Source organism: Pseudomonas sp. MAFF 730105 (genome assembly GCF_055380705.1).
On record NZ_AP018438.1, the window covers coordinates 3,750,530 to 3,772,351 of the forward strand.

A 21,822-nucleotide genomic window follows, 5' to 3' on the forward strand; every position below is an offset into this window, starting at 1 on the left:
GGCGCAAAAGGACCAATGTGGGAGCGAGCCTGCTCGCGATAGCGGCCTCACATTCCACAGCCTGATTGGCTGACACACCCCAGGCCACTTCGCCACAGATTGCGCCCGGTGCCACTGTGGTTAAAATGCCGGCCTTTCGAATCGCCGGCATTGCCTGATGAACCCTGAAGCCCTTCAAACCCTGCAGACTCACTTACTGACCGCCCTGGCGTCCGTGCCGGAAGAAACCCGTCGCCTGTTCCACGGCCGCGGGCGCTGCTGGCCGGGGCTGGAGCAGATCACCGTCGACTGGCTCCAAGGTGTGGTGCTGGTTTCCTTGTTCAAGGAGCCTGCGCCTGAACAGTTGGACGACCTGCTGTCGACGCTGCTCGCCATCGCTGCCACGCCGGCATGGCAACACAGCAAGGCTCATACCCTGGCGGTGCAACACCGTTATCTGCCGCAGAGCCTCACCCAATGGCTGGTGGGCGAGCCCATCGATGAATGGACCCTGACCGAAGGCGGCTTGCAGTACCGGATCGACCTGGGCAAGAAGCAGAACAACGGCCTGTTCCTCGACATGCGCTACGGCCGTGACTGGGTCCGGGCCAATGCCGCCGGCAAGCGCGTGCTGAACCTGTTCGCCTACACCTGCGGTTTCTCGGTGGCGGCAATCGCCGGTGGTGCGCAGCACGTGGTCAATCTGGACATGTCCCGCGCGGCCCTGAGCCGGGGTCGCGACAACCATCGCTTGAACGGGCATGACCTGGGCCAGGTGAGCTTCCTCGGCCACGACCTGTTCAAGTCCTGGGGCAAGGTGATCAACAGCGGCCCCTATGACCTGGTGATCATCGATCCGCCGACCTTCCAGAAAGGCAGTTTCCTGCTGACCAAGGATTACCAGCGGGTGCTGCGCCGGCTGCCGGAACTGCTGGCCGCCGACGGCACCGTCCTGGCCTGCAGCAATGACCCGGCCACCGGCCCGGACTTTCTCATCGACGGAGTTACCCGCGAAGCCCCTGGGTTGGCCTTCAGCGAACGCCTGGCCAACCCGCCGGAATTTCCCGACGTCGACAGTCAATGTGGCCTGAAGGCCCTGGTCTTCAAAGCGGCAGCACCGGCCACCAGGCATTGACCAGGCCCATGGTCACCCGACGCACCAAGGCCTCGACTTCCCGGCTCTTGACCGAACGGTAGATGGCCATGGTGCGGCGCAGTTGATCCTCGGTGAGGGTCACCGGCCGGCCGGCGGCCCAATCCACATCCGCGACGGCTTCTAGCCCGATACGACGCCAGACCGTTCGCCCGCCTTCCGTGACCGGCTCCAGGGCGCTGGGCAACTCGGGGTCCGGGTGTGCCAGGTTGTCCAGCATCACCTGGGGCCATCGGGAGGGATTCACCGGCCCGCTGAAGGCATTCACCAGGTCGTCATCGAGGGTTTCCCAGATCGCCAGCCCTTCAGCCCATTGGGGCGACATCAATTCCAGGTAGGGCCGCCACAGCATCTCGCCCGGGCTCGGGGTCTGATCGTTGCTGTTGAACGTGTCCTGGGCATCGCTGAGCCAGTCAATGAACGCGTCCCGGGTCATCTGCGCTTCGAGTTGCGCGGGGTCGGGAAATCGCTCCATCAACACGTATTCCCAATTGGACAGGTGATCCGTCAGGAAACCGGCAAAAGGCGCACCGTGTCGGGAAAGGCGCGCGCGCATGACCGACTGGAACATTCTGAAGTGCAGTTCCAGTTCGGGGAGGTCCGGCTGCTCCCTGTCCAGAATACGGGCTTGCAGACGCGTGCGCAGTTGCCGCAGTTGCTGGTCGAAGTCGCCGATCAACGTCGGCAGACGGTCATAGGCGCCCGGAGAGCCCATGTAATGCTGCAAGACCGCAGCCGCCCGCTGGCGAACGCTGAATGACAACCCGGCGGTTGTTCCACTATCGGCATCGCGCACGAGCGTAGAGAACCAGTCGATGAAGCTGCGCATCCCCGGATCATCGCGAGCGACCTCCAGGGCCCTCTGGAGCGAGGGCGAAATGTACAGCCAATCATCGATAGTGTATCGGAAAGACTCGGGGAAAATCACCCGAAGGGCGTTGGCCTGGACACTGGGCAGCGGGTTGTCGTCGAGCCAGACCCCAAGGGAGTCCAGGTCGCTCAAGCGGGCGAGCACAGGCAACAGGTCATCCTGGATGCTGGTGATGCGATTGCCGCTGAGGTCGACGACGAACGTATCGGAAATGAACACCTCGGTGTGCCTGGCCAGCACTGACAATGCCAGTTGAGGCACCCGATCGAGCCCGGTCCGGCTCAACTCCAGGGTCATCAGGTTCACCAGCTCTGGCAGATCAGGCAGGTCCCGGCAGTTATTTTCGTTCAAGCGCAGTTCTTGCAAAGCCGTGGCGGTGCGCAGGAACACGCTGCCCTCTTCATCCAGGCGCAAGCCGCAGCGCGCCAGGTTCAGCGAGCGCAAATCCGGCAGCGAAGAGGTCAGGGCCTGCAACTGTTCAGGTGTGAAACTCAGGTTGTCGGCCCATATGACTTCACGCAGGGAGGGTATTCCGGCCAGGCTGCCGATGGCGGCAATCACCTCGGCATTGGTGCCCGCCTGTGCGCTGCCGATCCCCGACAGGTCCAGGGTCCACAAAGGGATATAGGGATCGGTACCCAGCAAAGGTGCGAATACATTCGCGTCCAGGTGCAGCGGGTTGCGGCTCAACGACAGATCCACCAATGCCCATAGCTGCGCCACCGCAACGGGGACAGCGGTGAGATGATTGTCCTGCAGGTTCAGCGAATCGACGCCGGGGAACATCCGCAGGAAATCCGAAGGATCCTCCACCAGCCCCAGGTTGGTCAGGATCATCGTCTCGATATGTTCCAAGCGCACAGTCACCGGAGGCAGCCGGCCGAGGTTGACGTTTTCGATCCGCACCACCAGTTCACTGCCCTCGCTGCCCGGATCAGGTGCGCGCTGCCAGGCACGGCGGATAATCCGGGCAACGCTCCGACGTTGCGCCAACAGTGCCTCACGGTCCAGCGTCTGCTCGACGGGATGGTGAAATCCTTCCTGCTCTTCCCACTGGCGCAACCCTTGGTCCAGGGTGGTCCAGTCGTTCTCCAGGCGGTTGATCAAGTCATCGAAGCGAACGCCTTCGAGTTGGGCCTGCTCGACCAGACCAAACCGCAACCGTGTCAGGGCATCCCCCGCGTGAGCCGGATACAGCCGTTCAAGCCGCTGGTTCAAGCTACCGCTCCAGTCTTGCAGCGGCAGCCGGCCACGGCCGCTGAGCGGATAAACCAGGTGCCCGTTCAACCACAGAGGCCGCGACCCAAGGCTGCCCAGGCGGCGCATCGCCAGGTAGGGACGCAACGCTTGCCGGTCATCCAGGGCTTGCACCAGCAACTGGTTACGTAACTCGTCCGCCTCCCAGATGTTCAAGCCCAGCGCCCTGCGGGCATCGTCCGGCATCGCCCTTAGCAGTGCACTTTCCAGGTCCATGGCGCTTGCCAGTTCCTCGCCGGTTTCGTCAAAGGGGCGATACCGGTCACCTTCCTGGCGGATGACTTTGAACGAACCACCCTGCCCCACCTCAATCGGGTCCGGCAGCTCGCGCAGCCACAGGCGCAGGTGCAGCCGCCCCCGCAACGAAGGGGTATTGGCCAGCAGGTTGATGACGATGCGGTCTCGATCGACCGTGCTTTCACCTCGCGCCAAGGCGCGCAAGGCCCGACTCAGGCGCAGTTCGCGCAAGGCTTCGGCCCCCTGCTTGCCGAGTGTTCCAGTCACCCGCCCTTCGAGTAAACGCTGTCGATCCTGACCTGATACGTTGCGGACAAGCTCGTTGGCAATGGACTCAGGCAAACCCGGGAACGCCCGGATCAAGGGAACGGCCAGCGGGTCAAGCGCGATTGACTTTGCCATGGCCAGGGTCACCCGCTTGGCATCGCGCTCCAGGCGCGCGGCCCAGCGCGCGGCCAACAAGCGACTGCGCTCCAGCGGGCGCAAGCCGAGGCTGTTCTGGCCCAGCAGCGCGGTCTGCTCATCCACGTTCAGCCCATCCAGGATTCGAGCGGCCCAGTTATCCCGCGCGAGATCCGCTCGCATTAACAGGATAGAGCGCGTGTCGGCCGCATCGCCCACAGGGTAAATTCGCATCCCATCGTGGTAGCGCAACGTCATGTCTTCCGGCCAGCCCGGCAGCTCCGCGAGGGTCTGGACGATGCGAAAATGCATGCCCTGGGGGGCTTCGCCACGGCGTAGACGGTCAATGGTGTGCCGCACCCATTGCCAGTTCCGGGCCTCATCCAGGGCATCGGCCAAGATGGCTGGCATCGGCTGTGCCTCGACTTGCAGGTAGCGCAAATGCGCCTCGCTGATGCCAACCTGGCGTTGCACGCTGAGGACCGTAGGGTTGTCCAGTTCGGCAGGTGTCTCGGCAAACGTGCGCAGCAACTCCAGATTACCGCGCTGCAACGGGTTGCGATGCGCCCACTGCCAGCCACGGGCGCGGCTCCATTCCAACGGCGGCGTGACGCCCCTGTGCCCCGACGGCAGGCGCAGGCTCAGATTGTCCTGTGTGCCTTGTACTTCGAAATAACGATCCTCGATCCGCACCCAGGCCGCGTCGGTCGTGCGCCAGACGCCCCAGGCGTCCTGCTCGGCCTCCACCGGCGGCAGGCGCCGCGCTTCGAAGGGACGGACGTCGCCATTCCACAACCGGGTGCTACCGTCCGCCACGGGCATGGGTTCAATGGCTGCACCTATGAACCCCAGGTAGGCGCCTTGAGCGACCCCGAACAGCACATTGAAAATATGCTCGATCCCCTCTTGTGCGTGGCCTTCGTTGAACGCCTGGATACCTTCGAAAATCTCATACGCCAGGCGCACCCCACCGACCACCGCGGCCCCCATGCCGATGGGCACGCAGAACGGGAAAAAGGTGGCCGCGAGCATCAGCGAACGCTCGAGCAGACTCTCCCAGTATTCCAGCCGTGCCAGCAGCGCCCGCCAATCCTGATCCCGGGTCGACACCATCAATGCCGAGGCGTTGCCCAGCGCATGGCCCCGCCACTCATGGTAGGCGGCGTGCCAATGATCCTCGCGCACCTCATTCAGGCCCCAGGCGACCCTGGGCACGGGGATCCGAATGCGACGGGGATTGCCGCTCTCACCCTGCTCGCCCTCACGCCAACCGGTGATGCGAGCATGGATTTCCTGGAACAGATTGGGGTTGTCGGTGATCGTCCACTCCACCTGATCGTGCAGGGCCTCCCCCAGGCTCGCCTGCAGACGCAGCGGGAAGTATTGCGTCAGGCTCTGGCGATAGCTGCGTTTACGGACCCGCTCGGTCAGCTCCGACGATAGCGCCTGCAAACTTGCGAACTGTTTGAGCGGAGCCACGGTATCGTGGGGCATGTGCAGGACGATCGGACGAACACCGCTGGCGTCGCTCGCCAGCCCCCAGTACACCCGGGCGCCGAACAACGGCGCGGACAGCAGCTCCAGCGCCTTGACCTCGCAGGCCAAGGGCGTCACGGGCCGCGCTTCCAACTGGACACCGGCATGGGCCAATAGCCGTTCACCGGTGCTATCCAGGCGTCCGGCCAACTTCGCCTCGTAGGCATCATGAGCCAACAGGCTGCGTGCATACGCCATGTAGGCCTTTGCTACGACCGGAGTCTCACCGGCGATGCGGGGCAGCCGCTGTTCGAGCTTGCGCCGATATGTCCCACCGACGTCCACCTGCCGACAGAGGCTGGCGAAACTGGCCGGCGTCATATCCAGTGGCGCACGGTTCGTTGGGCTGTCCCCCTGGTTGAATTCTCCCGGCCTGCCCTGGATGAACAACTCACCCTTCTTATCGAAATCCCCCCGATAACCGCGTCAGCGGGAGGGTAGTTGCCCATGGCCGCTTCGATCACCGACAACGAGGGATCGGTCACGAAAGGCCCACGCCTGACCCGTGCCCGGCGTATGGCATCGGCGACGCTGCCGCCGCCATTCACCCGGATCCAGCCTTGGAGCTGCGGCTGCACCTTGAGCAGATCGAGGGTAAAGGCATAGGGCGATGGCAAGTCGGTAAGCAACGCATTCAGCGCATCGCTGTCGCGCTGCAGTTGCCGGGTGAGTACCTTGAAGCGTTCCTGCTGGGGTCGTGTGGCTCGTTTCAGCCAGGCGGGCAGCCGGGCCTGGATGAACTCGACATGGGTATCGAGGGTAGACATGGTGGACCTCCATCCTTGGGGGCGATTGGCAATCGAGATGCGCTCAACCGGCGCGAACCCGATGCTCCAAGAAATGGCCGTTTTTTAAAACCGCGCAACCGTTGCAAGGGGTTGCGGGCTTTGGTAGCCACGGAGGTCACCTCCCCTCACACCAGCAAGGTCAGCCACGCCGAGGCCAGCAGCAACAGCGCCATGGTCCGATTGAACCGTCCCATCGCCACGGCGGAACGGCAGAACCTGGCAGCACCGAGGCCCAGGTAAGCCCAGACGGTCATGCAGGGAATCGAGATCGCAAAAAATGCCAGGGACAGCCACAGGACCCGCACGGTACGGTCGGCTTCGGCGCCGGCAAACACGCTGACCACCGCCAGCGCCATCATCCAGGTCTTCGGGTTCACCAACTGCAAGCCGGCCGCCCCGACCAGACCGAGCCTCGGTCCCTCGACGGGCTGGTCGGGATCGATGGCCTGGGCCGGCGCGCTGAAAATCTGCCAGGCCATCCAGCTCAGCCAGGCGATGCCGGCCCAGGACAGTGCCGTTTGAATCGTCGCGTGGCGGGCCAGCACGTCCCCCAGCCCCGTGCCCACCAGCAACACCAGCAAAGCCGCCGCGGCACAGGCCCCGAGGATGATCGGGACGGTGGTCGGCAGGCCAAAGCGCGAGCTGTGGCTCAACACCAGGATATTGGTCGGGCCGGGGGTGATGGAGGCGACAAACGCGAACAAGGCAAACGGCAGTAACTGGTCCATGGAGCAATTTCTCGGTGAAGGATTAACCTTATCCTCCCCCGTGGACCGGGCTCAGTCTGGAACAATTGAGCAGCGCTTGCGGTAGTCCGCCGGGCTCAAGCGATAGGCGCGCTGGAACCAGCGGCCCAGGTGACTCTGGTCGGCAAACCCGAGCTGGGCCGCCACGGCCACAGCGCTCTCGCCGCGGGCCAGCAGACGTCGCGCCCTGGCCAATCGCAACTGGATCAGATAAGCGTGGGGGGCCAGGCCGAACGCTGCCTTGAACGCACGGGTCAGACGGAACCGATCGACGCCGGTGACCCGCGCCAGATCATCCAGGCCGATGTCTTCGTTCAGGTGGCTGTGCAGATAATCGCGAGCCTGCTGCGCAACCAACGGCAGGCGTGGGTCGGGGTTGATCCGCGCCCGCCAGTGCAAGTGCTGGGTCAGGTTGGCCAACAGAGTGTCGAGCGCCGTCTGGCGGACGATGCGGATTTCCTGGTCGTGCAGGCTCTGGAACGCCAGGGCCGTCGCGTTCGCCAAGCGTGCATCGTCGGCCAGGGTGGCGGCGAACCCCAGCTGTGCGTTGTCTGGCGCGACGTCGAACAACGAGCGCAACTCTCGCTCCAGCCAGTGGGGCTCCAGGTATAAGGTGCGATAGGTAAAACCGCCGACCTGGGGCGCATGCCCATCATGGAGTTCTCCAGGTTCCAGCAGGAAAACCTTGCCCGGCGTGCTGTTGTGCTGCTGGCGGCGGCAATGGAACTGCTGTACACCCTCCTCGGTCACGCCGACCAGGTACGCATCATGCCAATGGGGATCGTAGGCATGCCCTTCAAAATGCGCGCGCACGGTCTCGATACCGGACGTGGCGTCCTGCTTGAGATCGATCCAGTTGCGCGAGGTCATGGGTAATCCTGTTCGATTTATCCGTTTGAGCAGATTAACTGCTCAGCGCGAGGCCTGTCTGGAAGATTTGTGCAGCGAATTCTGAAGACCCTGCGCAGATCCCTGTGGGAGCGAGCCTGCTCGCGATGACGGAGTTCAGCCACTGCAGGGTCGACTGATAGACCGCTATCGCGAGCAGGCTCGCTCCCACATTGGACACACTGGCGCTCCCCACTCCGATCAAGGATCAGGAACCAGGGCCGGCAACACCGCTTCCAGCGCCAGTCGCGCCAGTTCGGCGTCCTGCTCGGACTTGACCCCGGATACGCCGATGGCCCCGATGCACTGTCCATCATGGCGAATGCTCACACCGCCTTCGAGCATGCCATGCAGATGTGGCGCACTGAGGAAGGCGTAGCGACCTTCATTGATCATGTCTTCGAAAAACTTGCTGTCACGCCGGCCCATGGCGGCGGTGCGGGCCTTTTCCGTGGCGATGTAGGCCGACAACGGCGAGGCACCGTCCAACCGCAACAGGCCAAGGGGATGGCCGCCATCGTCCACCACACAGACCGACACGGCCCACTGGCGCTGATGCGCCAGCTCCTTGGCTGCTACCAACAACTGTGCAACATCTTGTTCAGTGAGGACTGCCTTGGTTTTCATGAATCACTCCGATGTGCCACGCAAGAACCCGTGTCGCAGTATGTCCTTGGCGCCAGTTCGAGCCAACCCGTGCGAAATCCTGCTCGTCGAGCGACAACACCAATGGATCCACTAAAAATGAAATCCCCCTCAATTCGTCGATAATACGTTGACAACAAAACTAGTTAAGAGACTTAATGGATCCATAGAAAAACAAAAACCACCTGGAGACCCGTCATGTATCCCAAGAACGCCTGGTACGTTGCCTGCACCCCCGAGGAAATCGCCGAGAAGCCCCTGGGTCGTCAGATCTGCGGCGAGAAAATGGTTTTCTACCGTGGCCATGAAGGCAAGGTCGCCGCTGTCGAGGACTTCTGCCCCCACCGCGGCGCCCCGCTTTCCTTGGGCTACGTCGAGAACGGCAACCTGGTGTGTGGTTACCACGGTCTGGTGATGGGCTGCGATGGCAAGACGGTCGAGATGCCAGGGCAACGGGTGCGCGGATTTCCTTGCAACAAGACCTTTGCCGTACAGGAACGCCACGGATTCATCTGGGTCTGGCCCGGCGACCAGGCCTTGGCCGACCCGGCACTGATCCATCCTCTGGAATGGGCGGAAAATGAAGAATGGGCCTATGGCGGCGGCCTGTTCCACATTCAGTGCGACTACCGCCTGATGATCGACAACCTGATGGACCTGACCCACGAGACCTATGTGCATGCCTCGAGCATCGGCCAGAAGGAGATCGACGAGGCGCCACCGGTGACCACAGTCGAAGGCGACGAGGTCATCACCGCCCGACACATGGAAAACATCATGGCCCCACCGTTCTGGCGCATGGCCCTGCGTGGTAACAACCTGGCCGACGACGTACCGGTGGACCGCTGGCAGATCTGCCGCTTCACCCCGCCCAGCCATGTCATGATCGAAGTCGGCGTGGCCCATGCCGGCAACGGCGGCTATCACGCCGCGCCGCAGTTCAAGGCGTCGAGCATCGTGGTGGATTTCATTACGCCGGAAACCGAAACGTCCATCTGGTATTTCTGGGGCATGGCCCGGCATTTCCAGCCCAAGGACGAAGCCCTGACCGCGAGCATTCGCGAAGGCCAGGGCAAGATTTTCAGCGAAGACCTGGAGATGCTCGAGCGCCAGCAACGCAACCTGCTGGACCATCCGCAACGCAACCTGCTCAAGCTCAACATCGATGCCGGTGGCGTGCAGTCGCGTCGGGTGCTGGAACGCTGGATCGCCCGTGAGCGCGAGTCCCAGGCGGGGTTGATTGCCAGTACCCATCAGCCACAACCCGCGGAGCAACGGCCATGATCGAAGTTCAGGTCGCGGCGCGGCACAACGAAGCCCTGGACATCTGCAGCTACGAGCTGACCCGTGTCGACGGCCAGCCTTTGCCCGCCTTCACGGCCGGTGCCCATATCGATGTGCATTTGCCGGGTGGGGTGATTCGGCAGTATTCGCTGTGCAACCACCCCGAGGAACGGCACCGTTATCTCATCGGCGTGCTCAAGGATCCAGCGTCGCGGGGCGGCTCAAGCAGCCTGCACGAGCAGATCCTGCCCGGCGTGCGGTTGTTCATCAGCGAACCGCGCAATCTGTTCCCCCTCGCCCTCCAGGCCCGGCGCCATCTGCTGTTCGCCGGAGGTATCGGCATCACGCCGATCCTGGCCATGGCCGAGCACCTTGCGCAGAGTGGCGCGATGTTCGAATTGCATTATTGCGCCAGGTCCCTGGAGCGGGCCGCCTTCGTCGAGCGCCTGGGTCAGGCTCCGTATGCCGATCGGGTGTTCCTGCATTTCGACGAAGCGCCCGAGACCGCACTGGATACTGCTCGGGTGCTGGCGTCGCCCAGCGAAGACGTGCACCTTTATGTCTGCGGCCCCGGCGGGTTCATGCAACATGTGCTGGACACCGCCAGGGCCCAGGGCTGGCAGGACGCCTGCCTGCACCGCGAATACTTCGCCGCCGCCCCCACCGATACCCGCGCCGACGGCAGCTTTGCCGTGAAGCTGGCCAGCAGCGGCCAAGTGTTCGAAGTGCCCAAGGACCGCAGCGTCGTGCAGGTGCTGGAAAGCCATGGCATCGAGATTCCGATCTCCTGCGAGCAAGGTGTCTGCGGCACCTGCCTGACCCGCGTACTGGAAGGCGTGCCGGAACATCGCGACATGTTCCTGACCGAGGCCGAGCAGGCTTGCAACGACCAGTTCACGCCGTGCTGCTCCAGATCGAAGACGCCGTTGCTGGTGCTGGACCTCTAGTCCCCCAGCCTACCCTATCCCTGTGGGAGCGAGCCTGCTCGCGATGGCGCTGGATCAGTGAAAGACCTGTAACTGATACACCGCCATCGCGAGCAGGCTCGCTCCCACAATGGTATTCACTCGGAACGCAAGATCACCTTCATCCGCTCATCCGCCAAGGTCGAGCCGAACACCTCGGCGTAGCGCAAGGTGGCGTTGGCATGTTCGCGCATGATCGCCTCGGCCCGCGCGCCCTGGCGATGGATCAGCGCGTCGAACACCGAGTGGTGTTGCATGTGGGCATAGTTGAAGCGCCGATACTCGCCGGCCATGTTCTGCCGATCCACCGCCAGGGCGGTGACTGAGGCGAATGGCAGATGATCGTTGCGAGCCAGCGCATCGGCAATGGCCGGGTTGTGGCTGCCCTCGACTATCACCTGGTGAAAGCGCATGTTGAGGTCGTGATAGACCTCCAGGTCTTCCTCGGTCACGTAGCCCTTGGCGAACAGTTCGTCGCCCTGCACCAGGCATTGTTCGAGGATGGCGCGGGCCTCTGCGTCGAGGCCTCGTTCGGCGGTCTGGCGCGCGGCCAGGCCTTCCAGCACACCGCGCACTTCCACCGCGCCGGCAATGTCCTCGGCGCTGACCGAACGCACCTGGAACCCACGCCCGCCGAAGCGCACCAGCAACCCCTCCTGCTCCAGCGTCCTGAACGCCATGCGAACCGGCATTCGCGACACGCCGAACCGTTGCGCCGTGGGAATCTCCATCAACCGCTCACCGGCCGCCAGCTCGCCAGAGGCAATCATTCTGCGCAACGCAACCAGCACCGTTTGGCCGGGCTTACTCATCCGGGGTACTTCCAGGGAAAAGAGACCGCCATAGTAAAAGCAAAACCCCGTGGGAGCGAGCCTGCTCGCGATGACAGTAGATCAGCCATTGCAGCGTCGACTGATAGACCGCTATCGCGAGCAGGGCTCGCTCCCACAGGGGATTTGGGGCCGGACGCGGAATGTGTGTCCACTGCAGAAGCCCTGTGGGAGCGAGCCTGCTCGCGATGGCGGTGGGTCAGCCACTGCAGCGGCGACTGATAGACCGCTATCGCGAGCAGGGCTCGCTCCCACAGGGGATTTGGGGCCGGACGTAGAATGTGTGTCCATTGAAGAACCAGTGTGGGAGCGAGCCTGCTCGCGATAGCGGTGGGTCAGTCGCTGCAGAATCGACTGGTAGACCGCTATCGCGAGCAGGCTCGCTCCCACTGGGTTGGGTGTTTAACGGGTAGGTGTTGCCCGCAGGATCGACTCATCTTCGCCGCGGTATAGCGCTTCGACTTTCGCCGCCCGCCATTGCAACACCGCCCGCTGGTTGATGGAGCCCTTGTCGGTGATTTCGCCGCGGTCGATGGACGCCGGTTCATCGAGCAAGGCGATCCACTCGACTCGGCTGGCATTGCCGCTGGCCCCGTGGTTGAGGCGTTGCAGCCAGTCGGCGAACCAACGACGGACCGGGGCGCTGGCGAGTACCTGGGCATCGCTGGCGTCCGCGGGCAGGCCCGACAGGCGTCGGCATTCGGGAAGCCGCGGGAATACCAGGGCGCCCAGGCATTCGCGATCCGGCGCGGTCACCACCAGGTCCTGGACGTAGGGCGTGCCTTCCAGCACCGCACGGTTGCGCAACGGCCCGACGCTGACGAACACGCCGGAGGACAGCTTGAAGTCCTCGGCAATCCGCCCGTCGAACATCAACCCCAGTTGCGGATTGGCCGGATCGGCCAACTTGATCGCATCGCCCGAGCAATAGAACCCGTCCTCGTCGAACACCTCGGCCGTCTGCTGCGGCGAGCGCCAGTAGCCGGGCATGATGTGCGGCCCGCGAAAGCGGCCTTCGAACTTGCCGTCCACCGGCACCAATCGCACTTCGCAACCCGGCGCCGGCAGGCCGATGTAGCCGGCCATGGACAACGGTCCAGTGGTAAAGGTGCAGGACGGAGAGGCTTCGGTCATCCCCAGCCCGGCCATCATGCGGATCCGTTCGCCGCAATGCTGCTCGGCCACTTTGTCGAGCCGGTCCCAGGTGCTCTGCGACAGGCCGGCGGCGGCAAAGAAAAACAGGCTGACGCGCTTGAAGAAGCGCTCGCGCAACTCGCCATCGCGCTCCAGGGCACTGACCAGTTCCTCCCAGCCCTTGGGCACGGTCAGGTAGGCAGTCGGCGAAATCTCCTTGAGGTTGCGCAAGGTTTCAGCGAATCCCTGGGCGGTGGGCTTGCCGTCATCCAGGTAAAACGTCCCGCCGTTGTACAACACGATGCCAACGTTGTGACTGCCGCCAAAGGTGTGGTTCCACGGCAACCAGTCCACCAGCACCGGCGGTGCTTCGCCGAACACCGGAAAGGTCTGCAACAGCATCTGCTGGTTGGCACAGAGCATGCGCTGGGTGGTGACCACGGCCTTGGGCAGTTTGGTGGAACCTGAGGTGAAGAGAAACTTGGCGATACTGTCGGGGCCCGTAGCGGCAAAGGCATGCTCGGCCTCGGCACCGCCGGGCTGCGCCAACAGGCTGGCGAAGCTTGCCCGGGAGCGCCCCGCCATCTCGCCATCCACCGTGATCAACGGCACATTCGCCGGTAATACCGCATTGACTGCACGTTCAAACGGCGCAGCCTGGCTGACGAACACCAGCCCCGGCTGCAGCAGGTCGCAGACATGCCGCAGCTTGGCAAAATCCTGGGACAACAACGAATAGGCCGGCGACACCGGACAATAGGGAATGCCGGCATACATCGCCCCGAGGGCCATCTGCAGGTGTTCGATGTCGTTGCCCGAAAGCAGGGCCAGGGGTTTGTCGGCAGACAATCCATAAGCCAGCAGGCCCTGGGCAATGGCGCGGACGCTGTCGAGCATTTCGGCGTAGCTGACCCGACGCCAGTCACCCCCTCTCTGCCGGGCAGCGATAAAGGTCTGTTGTGGGCGCACCTGGGCCCAATGCACCAGCCGGTCGAGCAAGCGCGCCGGCAATGGGGCCAGGGCTTCCAGGGAGCGCATGTGCAAGATGCCCTGCTCCTCACTGACCTCAACCGCAGGGTGACCAATCGACACCTGGCGGTAGAGCCCGGAGCCGGGTTGGGAGGACGATCTGAACTCGGAACTCACGTACATTTCCTCCACCAAGGCACACTCGGGTCCCGCGATGCGAGTGGAGTGTGGCAGCGTCTGGCTGCGACCTTGTTATTGTTATGTCTGGCCTGCATCGGGCGGCGGTTTTCGAGGCACCGCCACCCGCAATGCGATGGATATCAGATCGGGTAGTGCCGGGGACCGTTCTGCAAGGTCACCCAACGCAACTGGGTGAAATGCTCGATGGACGCCTTGCCGCCGAAGCTGCCGTAACCACTGGACTTGACTCCGCCGAAGGGCATCTGCGCCTCGTCGTGCACGGTCGGACCGTTGATATGGCAGATGCCCGATTCGATCCGTTGAGCCAAGGCCAGTGCCCGGCTGGTGTCGCGGCTGAAAATGGCCGCCGACAGGCCGAATTCGGAATCGTTGGCCAGGCGGAGCAAGGCTTCGTCACCGCTGCCGCGCAACAACACCGCCACCGGACCAAAGGACTCTTCACGGTACAGGCGCATGTCCGGCGTCACCCCATCGAGCAGGGTCGGTTGCAGAATGCTGCCCTCCAACTGGCCGCCCGCCACCAGCGTGGCGCCTTTGGCCAGGGCATCGTCGATCATGCCCTTGATGCGCTGGCCGGCACTGACGTCGACCAGCGAACCCAGCACCGAATCACCGCTGGCGGGGTCACCGGCACGCAAGGTGGCGATCTTCGCCTTCAACCGGGAAACGAAGGCATCGGCCACGCTCGTGTCCACGATCAGTCGCTCGGTAGACATGCAGATCTGGCCCTGGTTGAAGTACGCCCCGAAGGCAGCCGCTTCCACCGCGGCGTCCAGGTCGGCGTCGTCCAGTACGAGAAACGGCGCCTTGCCGCCCAGTTCCAACAGCGCCGGCTTGAGGTGACGGGCCGATAACTCGCCTACGATACGTCCGACGTGGGTCGAACCGGTGAAGTTGACGCGGCGCACCGCCGGGTTAGCGATCAGTCGCTCAACGATCACCGCAGCGTCCGCAGGCGCATTGCAGATCACGTTGACCACACCATCACCCAACCCGGCGTCCTGCAGCACCTGGCCGATCAAGCGGTGCACCGCCGGGCTGATCTCCGACGCCTTGAGCACCACGGTGTTGCCGCAGGCCAGGGGCATGGCGATCGCGCGGGTGGCGAGAATCACCGGGGCATTCCATGGTGCAATGCCCAGCACCACGCCGCAGGGCTGGCGCAGGGCCATGGCAAAACTGCCGGGCACGTCCGAAGGAATGATTTCGCCGTTGATCTGAGTGGTCATGGCGGCGGCTTCGCGCAGCATGTTCGCCGCCAGGTGCACATTGAAGCCATACCAGTTGGCCATGGCGCCGGTTTCGCCGGCGGCGGCGATGAACTCAGCGCTGCGGGCCTGCAACTGCTCGGCCGCCCGCAGCAGACGGCTGCGACGTTCGTTGGGGGCCAGCGCGGCCCAGGCGGGAAACGCGGCATGCGCGGCGGCCACGGCCGCGTCGGCGTCTTCCACCGTGGCGGCGGCCACACGGGACACCACTTCTCCAGTCACCGGATTGCAACGCTCGAAAGTCCGACCGTCACGGGCGGGGCACGACTGGCCGCCGATCAACAGGGGCACGTCCAGCATGGTGATTCCTCTTTATTGTCTTTATCGGGAATACGTTCACGGTAGCGCCAAGGGCCTTTGACGAACAGCCTGCGGGCGCTTCTGGAGCCACCCGCTGCGCCTGCGTCTCAGCGCTTGTAGGCCTGCAGGCCCGGCTTGATGCTCTTGTCGTCGAGGAACTGCTTCATCCCTTGTTCGCGACCGCCCTCTTTGTCCAGCAGGCGCGACTGGTCGAGCTTGGCGTACAGGTAGTCTTCGTTCTGCTCCCAGGTCAGTTCGCGGCAACGCTTGAAGCCGTGCTTGGCCGCCCGTAGTACCACCGGGTTCTTCTCCAGCAGGTTGCGCGCCAGCTCTATCGTGACCTCACGCAGTTGCGCCAGGGGTACGCTTTCGTTGACCAGGCCCATTTCGGCGGCCTTCTGCCCACCGAAGGTCTTGCCGGTCATGATGTAGTACAGCGACTGGCGATGCCCCACGGTATCGGCCATGGCCTTGCTGACGAGGTTGCCAGGCGGGATGCCCCAGTTGATTTCCGACAGGCCGAACGTGGCTTCGTCGGCGCAGATCGCCAGGTCGCATGCCACCAGCGGGCTGAAACCACCACCGAAGCACCAGCCGTTGACCATGGCAATGGTCGGCTTGGCGTACATGCGCAGCAGTTTCCACTGCCACTGCGAGGCTTCGCGACGGATCTTCTCCTGGAGGATTTCCGGTCCGGCGTCCACCTCACGGAAATACTCCTTGAGGTCCATGCCGGCGGTCCAGGCATCACCGGCTCCGGTCAACACGAGTACGCCGGCCGCCGGATCCTGCTCCAGGGCTTCCAGCACGTCGATCATCTCGCGGTTGAGGGTCGGGCTCATGGCATTGCGTTTTTCCGGGCGATTGAGGGTGACCCAGGCAATGCCTTCCTCGACGTCGACTTTGACCGTTGTCCAACGACCTTCGTAATTGCTCATGACACGTGCTCTCTTGTTCTTTGGCTGAAGATGAACAAAAGCTAAACCGCAAAACTAGTTATGTCAATTAACTATTAATCGGTTTACCCAGGTTTTTTCGTTCACAAAAATGAAGCCTTAGATCAATGAATTCGCAATCGACCATAGCCATCGCGGCATAACCTCGGCAAACTGGATAGCCTTGTTAATAATTAACCTTGAGGATGCTTTTTTCGATGGCCAAGTCTTCCAAGCTTGCCGAACCCGCCGGGAGCGCAACTGACGGCGGCGACGTGCCGGCGCCGCTGGACTCCGCGCTGGATGACCTGATCGGTTACGCCCTGCGTCGCGCCCAGCTGAAACTGTTCCAGAACCTCATCAGTCAACTGGCCGTTCATGACCTGCGGCCGGCCCAGTTCTCGGCGCTGGCGATCATCGACCAGAATCCGGGCCTGATGCAGGCCGACCTGGCCAAGGCCTTGGCGATCGAACCGCCACAAGTGGTGCCGCTGTTGAACAAGCTGGAAAGCCGGGCGCTGGCCGTGCGGGTGCGCTGCAAGCCGGACAAACGCTCCTATGGGATATTCCTGAGCAAGACCGGCGAAACCCTGCTCAAGGAACTCAAGCAGATCGCCGCCCAGAGCGACCTCGACTCCACGGCCGCCCTCTCCGGTGCGGAGCGGGAAGAATTGTTGCGGTTGTTGAAGAAGGTCTATCAGTAGCAGGATGCTTTTGTGGCGAGGGGATTTATCCCCGCTGGACTGCGCAGCAGTCCTTTGAACGGTCTCCTCGGTGAGCCGGCCCTTTCGGGGCTGCTGCGCAGCCCAGCGGGGATAAATCCCCTCGCCACAAGAACCCTGGATCCCCCCATCCTTCACCAAATGGGCACGCTGTACGTCACCAGGAACCGTGTCTGGTTTTCATCGCGAAACGCCGCGCTGCCCGGAAAATCATTGCGATAGATCGACTTGCGCGCAAGCAACCCGACATCCTTCAGCGGGCCGCTCTGGATCACGTACCCCAGCTCCATCTGGAACTCGCGCTCCTTGCGATCATCGGCACCGAGGGCGGCCAGGTCAATGTGGTCACCGCGTACATAGCGCAAGCGCGTCCTCAACCCGGGCACGCCGACCGCGGCGAAGTCGTAGTCATGGATCGCCTGCCAGGTGCGCTCCCGGGCATTGAGGAAATCCGAACTCATGGTCATCTCGCTCAACCCCATCAACTCGGTGCCGGACACGTAGGGCGTGGCGGTATCGCCGCTGGCGTGCATGTAGCCCAGGCTGACCCGATGACCGCCCCAGCGATAGCCGACCAGCGCCGAGACATTGCGGTTGTCCACCTTGCCGGCCTTGGCGGCACCGTCTTCACGGCTGAAGAAACTGCGCAGGTCCGTGGTCAACATGCCGTCGCCCAGGGTCAGGTTATGCAGCAACGCCAGGGTGTCCTGCTGATACAGGTCCGCCACTTCGGCGTGATAGGCGCGCAGGCCGAGGTCTTTGGTGATCTGGTAATCACCGCCGACATACGCCATGTGGGAGGCAGTGGCCGCACCGTTGAAACGGCGATTGGGTGACGCGATGCTCATCGGCTGGTAATCGGTGGAGTCGCGTCGGTTGATGCGATCGATGTAGCCGGTGTTCAGCGTCAGCCCCTCGATGTCCTTGGAACTGAGGGTCGTGCCGCGGAAGGTCTGCGGCAGCAACCGTGACGGGCTGGCGAACGCAAACGGCAGGAAAATCGACACATCGCCGGTCTTCACGAGGGTCTGGCCGAAGCGCAGCTTGCCAGTCAGCGCCAGGCGTGAATACTCGTCCGCCGCGCGCTTGTCGCTGCTGGACACCGGCAGCAGTTCGGTGCCGCTGCGATCGGGCGAAGAGTCGAGCTTGATCCCCAGCAATCCCCGGGCATCCACGCCGACACCGAAGGCACCGGGGGTGAAGCCCGACTCCATGTTCATGATCACCCCCTGGGCCCATTCCCTGGCCGCCGTCTTGGCACCGTCATCCTTGTAATCGCGGTCCATGTAGTAGTTGCGCAGGGTCAAGGTGCCATGGCTGTCGTCGATGAAGCCCGCGGCCCACGCAGTGGTCGAGGATAGGCCCAGCCCCAGGACCAGCAGATGAGCGAGACGTGTAAAGGGGGCTGCTGCACAAGCACCCCGGACAAGGTTCGGCATGTTCGAAAGTCCTTTTTATTGTTGTTGTTTTTCTGCGGTCCCCACAGCTGGATGAGGACACGGAACAGAAGAATGGAAACCGAGCGCCCTCCCCGTCAATCCGAAATGACCGATAATCGAACATTAATATCATTAACCATTTTTACGGTTTTTCTAAAATCAATATTCAACTTACTGATTTTGTTAGTAATACCTGAAAAATACCGCACCAATTCGACACGATTCATTTTTTAGTTAGCTTTGTTAATCTGATTCGGCTTACCGGCTGGCTGAGAGTCGGGCCCCTGACAAAAACAATAAGAGGACTTGTCATGAATCATCCGGCGCGTCGTGCGACGCTGACCATCGCCTTGTGTTTCATCGTTGCGCTGATCGAAGGTTTCGACCTGCAATCGGCCGGTACCGCGGCTGCCGGCCTGCGGCAGACCTTCGTGCTGGACCCGAAAATGATGGGCTGGGTGTTCAGTGCGGGCATCATCGGGCTGCTGCCCGGGGCCTTCTTCGGGGGCTGGATCGCAGATCGCATCGGCCGCAAGAAGATCCTTGTCGGCGCCGTGCTGGTGTTCGGTGTGTTTTCCCTCAGCACCGCTTATGTCGAGCAGTACGCCAGCCTGCTGCTGGTGCGTTTCATGACCGGCCTTGGCCTGGGCGCCGCCCTGCCCAACCTCATCGCCCTGTGCGCCGAGGCCGTGGGCGAACAGCGACGGGGCACGGCCATCAGCGTGATGTATGCGGGTGTGCCGCTGGGGGCGCGTTGGCGGCCGTGGTCGCGATGCTGTTCGGTGAACACTGGCAGATGACGTTCTTCATCGGCGGCCTGGCGCCACTGCTGGTCGTACCGCTCATGCTGCTGTGGCTGCCGGAATCCAGCGCCTTTCGCCAGGCGCAGGATGTCGGCGCCGAGGCGCGTACCTCGACTGGACAGGCGTTGTTCGGTGACGGTCGGGCCCGTACCACCTTCGCGCTCTGGCTGAGTTATTTCTTCACCCTGACGGTCATGTACATGCTGCTCAACTGGCTGCCGTCGTTGCTGTTGGAACAGGGCTTCAGCAAGCCCCAGGCCGGGCTGGTACAGATGCTGTTCAATATCGGCGGAACCCTCGGCTCGTTGCTCGGCGGCCTGTTGCTGGACCGCTGCAACGGGATCAAGGTGGTGCTGTTCGTCTATGCCGGGTTGTTGAGTGCCCTGGCCGGGGTCGGCTTGTCGGTCGGTATCGTACCGATCGCCGTCGCCGGATTCTGCGCCGGCCTGTTTGTCATGGCCGCACAGTTGGTGCTGTACGCCTTGGCGCCGCCCTCTTATCCGACGGCCGTACGTGCCACCGGCGTCGGTGCGGCAGTTGCCATCGGCCGACTGGGCTCGGTCGCTGGCCCCCTGGCTGCCGGGCAGATCCTGGCGGCCGGGGCTGGGACCACGGGGGTGTTACTGGCGACGTCGCCGGGGTTGTTGATCGCGGCGTTGGCGGCAATCAGCGTGATGGTTCGCGCGGTGCCGCTGGGTGGGGTGCAGGCGGCGCGTTGACTGTCTCAATCCGTGGTGCTGGCCGCCAGCACGCTGAGTGTCCGGCGTCGGGGGTTCCAGATGCTGAGGCACCACACGCCCCACCACTCCAGGCCGTCGTCGAAATAATCACTCCAGGGGTCCCGGGCGGGATCGGGCTCGTCGCTGGCCAGCCAGTCGAGGTTGAAATTGTCGACCCAGTTCAGTACTTCCACCTCGACGCCCGCCTCAAGCCCGAGCAGGCCGAGCCACTCCCTGAACAGCGCTTGTAAGTGACCATCGCCGAAGCGGGTGCCGTAAGGCGGCTCGCAAAAGGCCTCATACAAGGCAAAAGGCGGTGGATTGTGCGCCTCCCTGTCGGTTCGCATAAGTTGCGCGACCTCCTGCCGGTCCAGCGGCTTGGCTCGGGCTTTGTCCAAGTCCCAGCTCATGCCGGGAGGCGCGGTATCGGCATAGCGAGGATCGAGGATCATCTGGCGATGTCGCTCCAGCCACAGATGCCTGATGGCGAGGAATAATTGATCCACGGCCTGGCGGTGATGCACCGGGGTGATCACCTCACCAACCTCCGGGGCGAGCACGATAAATTCAAAGGCGCACCCGGCCTCTTCCATCCGCTGGCGCAGCGATGCGCTGGCCTGCTGCTCGATCACTTTCAACATGACGGGCTCCGTTGATCTTCGAGGCACCCCCACCTGGCGCTAGGCGATACTTCAGATTTTATGGCTTTGAAATGACAATCATGGATTTATTCGGCAGAAAACTGATCCCACTACATGAGGATTGTCCCAAACGGTACCAGACGGTACTGTCCCGGGATTTTAAAAGAGCGTGAATACCGTTGCCCCAGCGGGGCAAAAATTGCGCATCATAGGCGCCGTCCGCTCAAGGGAGATTTACATGCGTGCCATTTCATCCATCCTGCGCCTGGCCGTGCTGTCGCTGGGGCTGGCGTTCACCGTCGGCGCCGTGGCGACCGAAGAGACGAAACTGGTCGAGTCCATCAATCTGTATCGCAGCCAATCCCAAAGCTGCTCGGGCCAGGCCTCCCTGGAGTTGCCGCCGCTGGCGATGGACTCGCGGTTGATCCTGTCGGCCAACGGCATTGGCGATCTACAGCAAGCGCTGGCACGCGCGGCCTATCCGATGGTCAACGTGCAGGCCATCAGCCTGTCCGGCCCCCGTGACGCACAAGCGGCGATGAAAGCCGTACAGGAAAGCTTTTGCCAAGTGGTGTTGGACCCACAGTTTGTCGACATCGGCGTCAGCCGGCTGGATCGCGAATGGCGCATTGTGCTGGCGCGCCCCTTGTTGTCGGGTCGCCTTGCGGACTGGCAGGGCGAAGGCCAGAAGCTGCTGAAGCTGATCAATAGCGCCCGGGCCCAGCCGCGCCGGTGCGGGAGCGAGGCCTTCGCCGCGACCACACCACTTGCCTGGAACGCCACCCTGGCCCTCGCCGCCGTGAACCACACCCGGGCCATGGCGAACAACAATTTCTTCGACCACAAGGACCGCGATGGCCGCATGCCGGGCGACCGCGCCGAACTCGCCGGCTATCTCGGCCAATTGATCGGCGAGAACATTGCCGCCGGGCAGGACACGGCCCTGAAGGTGGTGGACGGTTGGCTAGCGAGCCCAGGACACTGCGCCAACCTGATGAACCCACAGTTCCGCGAGCTGGGCGCCGGTTATGCCGTGGACCCGAAGAGCGATGCGGGCATCTACTGGACCGCCATGTTCGGCACTCAATAGCGTGCTAGAGGGGCCGCGCA

At 63.1% G+C, this 21,822-nt stretch carries 16 protein-coding genes and 1 pseudogene; 6 read left to right on the forward strand and 11 right to left on the reverse strand.

Features of this window, described 5'->3' with window-relative positions; genetic code table 11:
• Window positions 1–157: 157 nt before the first annotated feature.
• Window positions 158–1,114: a class I SAM-dependent methyltransferase gene (locus PCOSP_RS16325; protein WP_175362735.1), complete on the forward strand. Its 957-nt coding sequence runs from the start codon at window positions 158–160 to the stop codon at window positions 1,112–1,114.
• Here PCOSP_RS16325 and PCOSP_RS16330 read toward each other — a convergent pair.
• The 5 genes from PCOSP_RS16330 to PCOSP_RS16350 form a co-directional block, all read right to left on the reverse strand.
• Window positions 1,083–5,756: a dermonecrotic toxin domain-containing protein gene (locus tag PCOSP_RS16330; protein ID WP_464709023.1), complete on the reverse strand. Its 4,674-nt coding sequence runs from the start codon at window positions 5,754–5,756 to the stop codon at window positions 1,083–1,085. The genes PCOSP_RS16325 and PCOSP_RS16330 overlap by 32 nt on opposite strands.
• Entirely contained in the window at window positions 5,753–6,202 is a 450-nt protein-coding gene (locus PCOSP_RS16335) for a hypothetical protein (protein ID WP_464709025.1), read from the reverse strand. The genes PCOSP_RS16330 and PCOSP_RS16335 overlap by 4 nt, the downstream gene beginning before the upstream one ends.
• Window positions 6,203–6,348: 146 nt before the next feature.
• Window positions 6,349–6,951: a LysE family translocator gene (locus PCOSP_RS16340; RefSeq protein ID WP_041024012.1), complete on the reverse strand. Its 603-nt coding sequence runs from the start codon at window positions 6,949–6,951 to the stop codon at window positions 6,349–6,351.
• Window positions 6,952–7,002: 51 nt separating this feature from the next.
• A complete protein-coding gene (locus PCOSP_RS16345; protein ID WP_139643189.1) occupies window positions 7,003–7,839 on the reverse strand; it encodes an AraC family transcriptional regulator in 837 nt (278 codons plus the stop codon).
• A gap of 219 nt (window positions 7,840–8,058) precedes the next feature.
• Window positions 8,059–8,484: a GlcG/HbpS family heme-binding protein gene (locus PCOSP_RS16350; RefSeq protein ID WP_139643191.1), complete on the reverse strand. Its 426-nt coding sequence runs from the start codon at window positions 8,482–8,484 to the stop codon at window positions 8,059–8,061.
• A gap of 216 nt (window positions 8,485–8,700) precedes the next feature.
• Between PCOSP_RS16350 and PCOSP_RS16355 the strand changes: the two genes are divergently transcribed.
• Together PCOSP_RS16355 and PCOSP_RS16360 are read left to right on the forward strand one after the other, a co-directional pair.
• Window positions 8,701–9,786 carry an aromatic ring-hydroxylating dioxygenase subunit alpha gene (locus tag PCOSP_RS16355; protein WP_139643193.1) on the forward strand — a complete coding sequence of 362 codons (1,086 nt, stop codon included), beginning with the start codon at window positions 8,701–8,703 and terminating at the stop codon, window positions 9,784–9,786.
• Window positions 9,783–10,733: a PDR/VanB family oxidoreductase gene (locus PCOSP_RS16360; RefSeq protein WP_464709027.1), complete on the forward strand. Its 951-nt coding sequence runs from the start codon at window positions 9,783–9,785 to the stop codon at window positions 10,731–10,733. Before PCOSP_RS16355 ends, PCOSP_RS16360 begins: the two co-directional genes overlap by 4 nt.
• Before the next feature lie 116 nt (window positions 10,734–10,849).
• Here PCOSP_RS16360 and PCOSP_RS16365 read toward each other — a convergent pair whose 3' ends face one another.
• From PCOSP_RS16365 to PCOSP_RS16380, 4 genes are all read right to left on the reverse strand, one after another.
• Entirely contained in the window at window positions 10,850–11,563 is a 714-nt protein-coding gene (locus PCOSP_RS16365) for a GntR family transcriptional regulator (protein ID WP_139643199.1), read from the reverse strand.
• Window positions 11,564–11,983: 420 nt separating this feature from the next.
• Entirely contained in the window at window positions 11,984–13,861 is a 1,878-nt protein-coding gene (locus PCOSP_RS16370) for a feruloyl-CoA synthase (protein ID WP_464709028.1), read from the reverse strand.
• Between the two features lie 143 nt (window positions 13,862–14,004).
• Window positions 14,005–15,453, reverse strand: a complete 1,449-nt coding sequence (locus tag PCOSP_RS16375) for an aldehyde dehydrogenase (RefSeq protein ID WP_464709029.1) — start codon at window positions 15,451–15,453, stop codon at window positions 14,005–14,007.
• Between the two features lie 107 nt (window positions 15,454–15,560).
• Window positions 15,561–16,391, reverse strand: a complete 831-nt coding sequence (locus tag PCOSP_RS16380) for a p-hydroxycinnamoyl CoA hydratase/lyase (protein WP_464709031.1) — start codon at window positions 16,389–16,391, stop codon at window positions 15,561–15,563.
• Window positions 16,392–16,606: 215 nt separating this feature from the next.
• On the opposite strand from PCOSP_RS16380, the gene PCOSP_RS16385 reads away from it, so the two are divergent.
• On the forward strand, window positions 16,607–17,092 hold the full coding sequence (locus PCOSP_RS16385) for a MarR family winged helix-turn-helix transcriptional regulator (RefSeq protein WP_139643205.1): 486 nt from the start codon (window positions 16,607–16,609) through the stop codon (window positions 17,090–17,092).
• A gap of 152 nt (window positions 17,093–17,244) precedes the next feature.
• On the opposite strand, the gene PCOSP_RS16390 is transcribed toward PCOSP_RS16385, so the two are convergent.
• A complete protein-coding gene (locus PCOSP_RS16390; RefSeq protein WP_139643208.1) occupies window positions 17,245–18,549 on the reverse strand; it encodes an OprD family porin in 1,305 nt (434 codons plus the stop codon).
• 311 nt (window positions 18,550–18,860) lie between these two features.
• Between PCOSP_RS16390 and mhpT the strand changes: the two are divergent.
• Window positions 18,861–20,071: pseudogene (mhpT, locus tag PCOSP_RS16395) on the forward strand (3-(3-hydroxy-phenyl)propionate transporter MhpT).
• A 5-nt stretch (window positions 20,072–20,076) separates the two neighbouring features.
• Here mhpT and PCOSP_RS16400 read toward each other — a convergent pair.
• Window positions 20,077–20,712 (reverse strand): hypothetical protein, encoded by a 636-nt coding sequence (locus PCOSP_RS16400; protein WP_464709032.1) that lies wholly within the window; start codon window positions 20,710–20,712, stop codon window positions 20,077–20,079.
• Between the two features lie 238 nt (window positions 20,713–20,950).
• Between PCOSP_RS16400 and PCOSP_RS16405 the strand changes: the two genes are divergently transcribed.
• Complete coding sequence (locus PCOSP_RS16405; RefSeq protein ID WP_139643216.1) at window positions 20,951–21,802, forward strand: CAP domain-containing protein; 852 nt, start codon at window positions 20,951–20,953, stop codon at window positions 21,800–21,802.
• Window positions 21,803–21,822 lie beyond the last annotated feature (20 nt).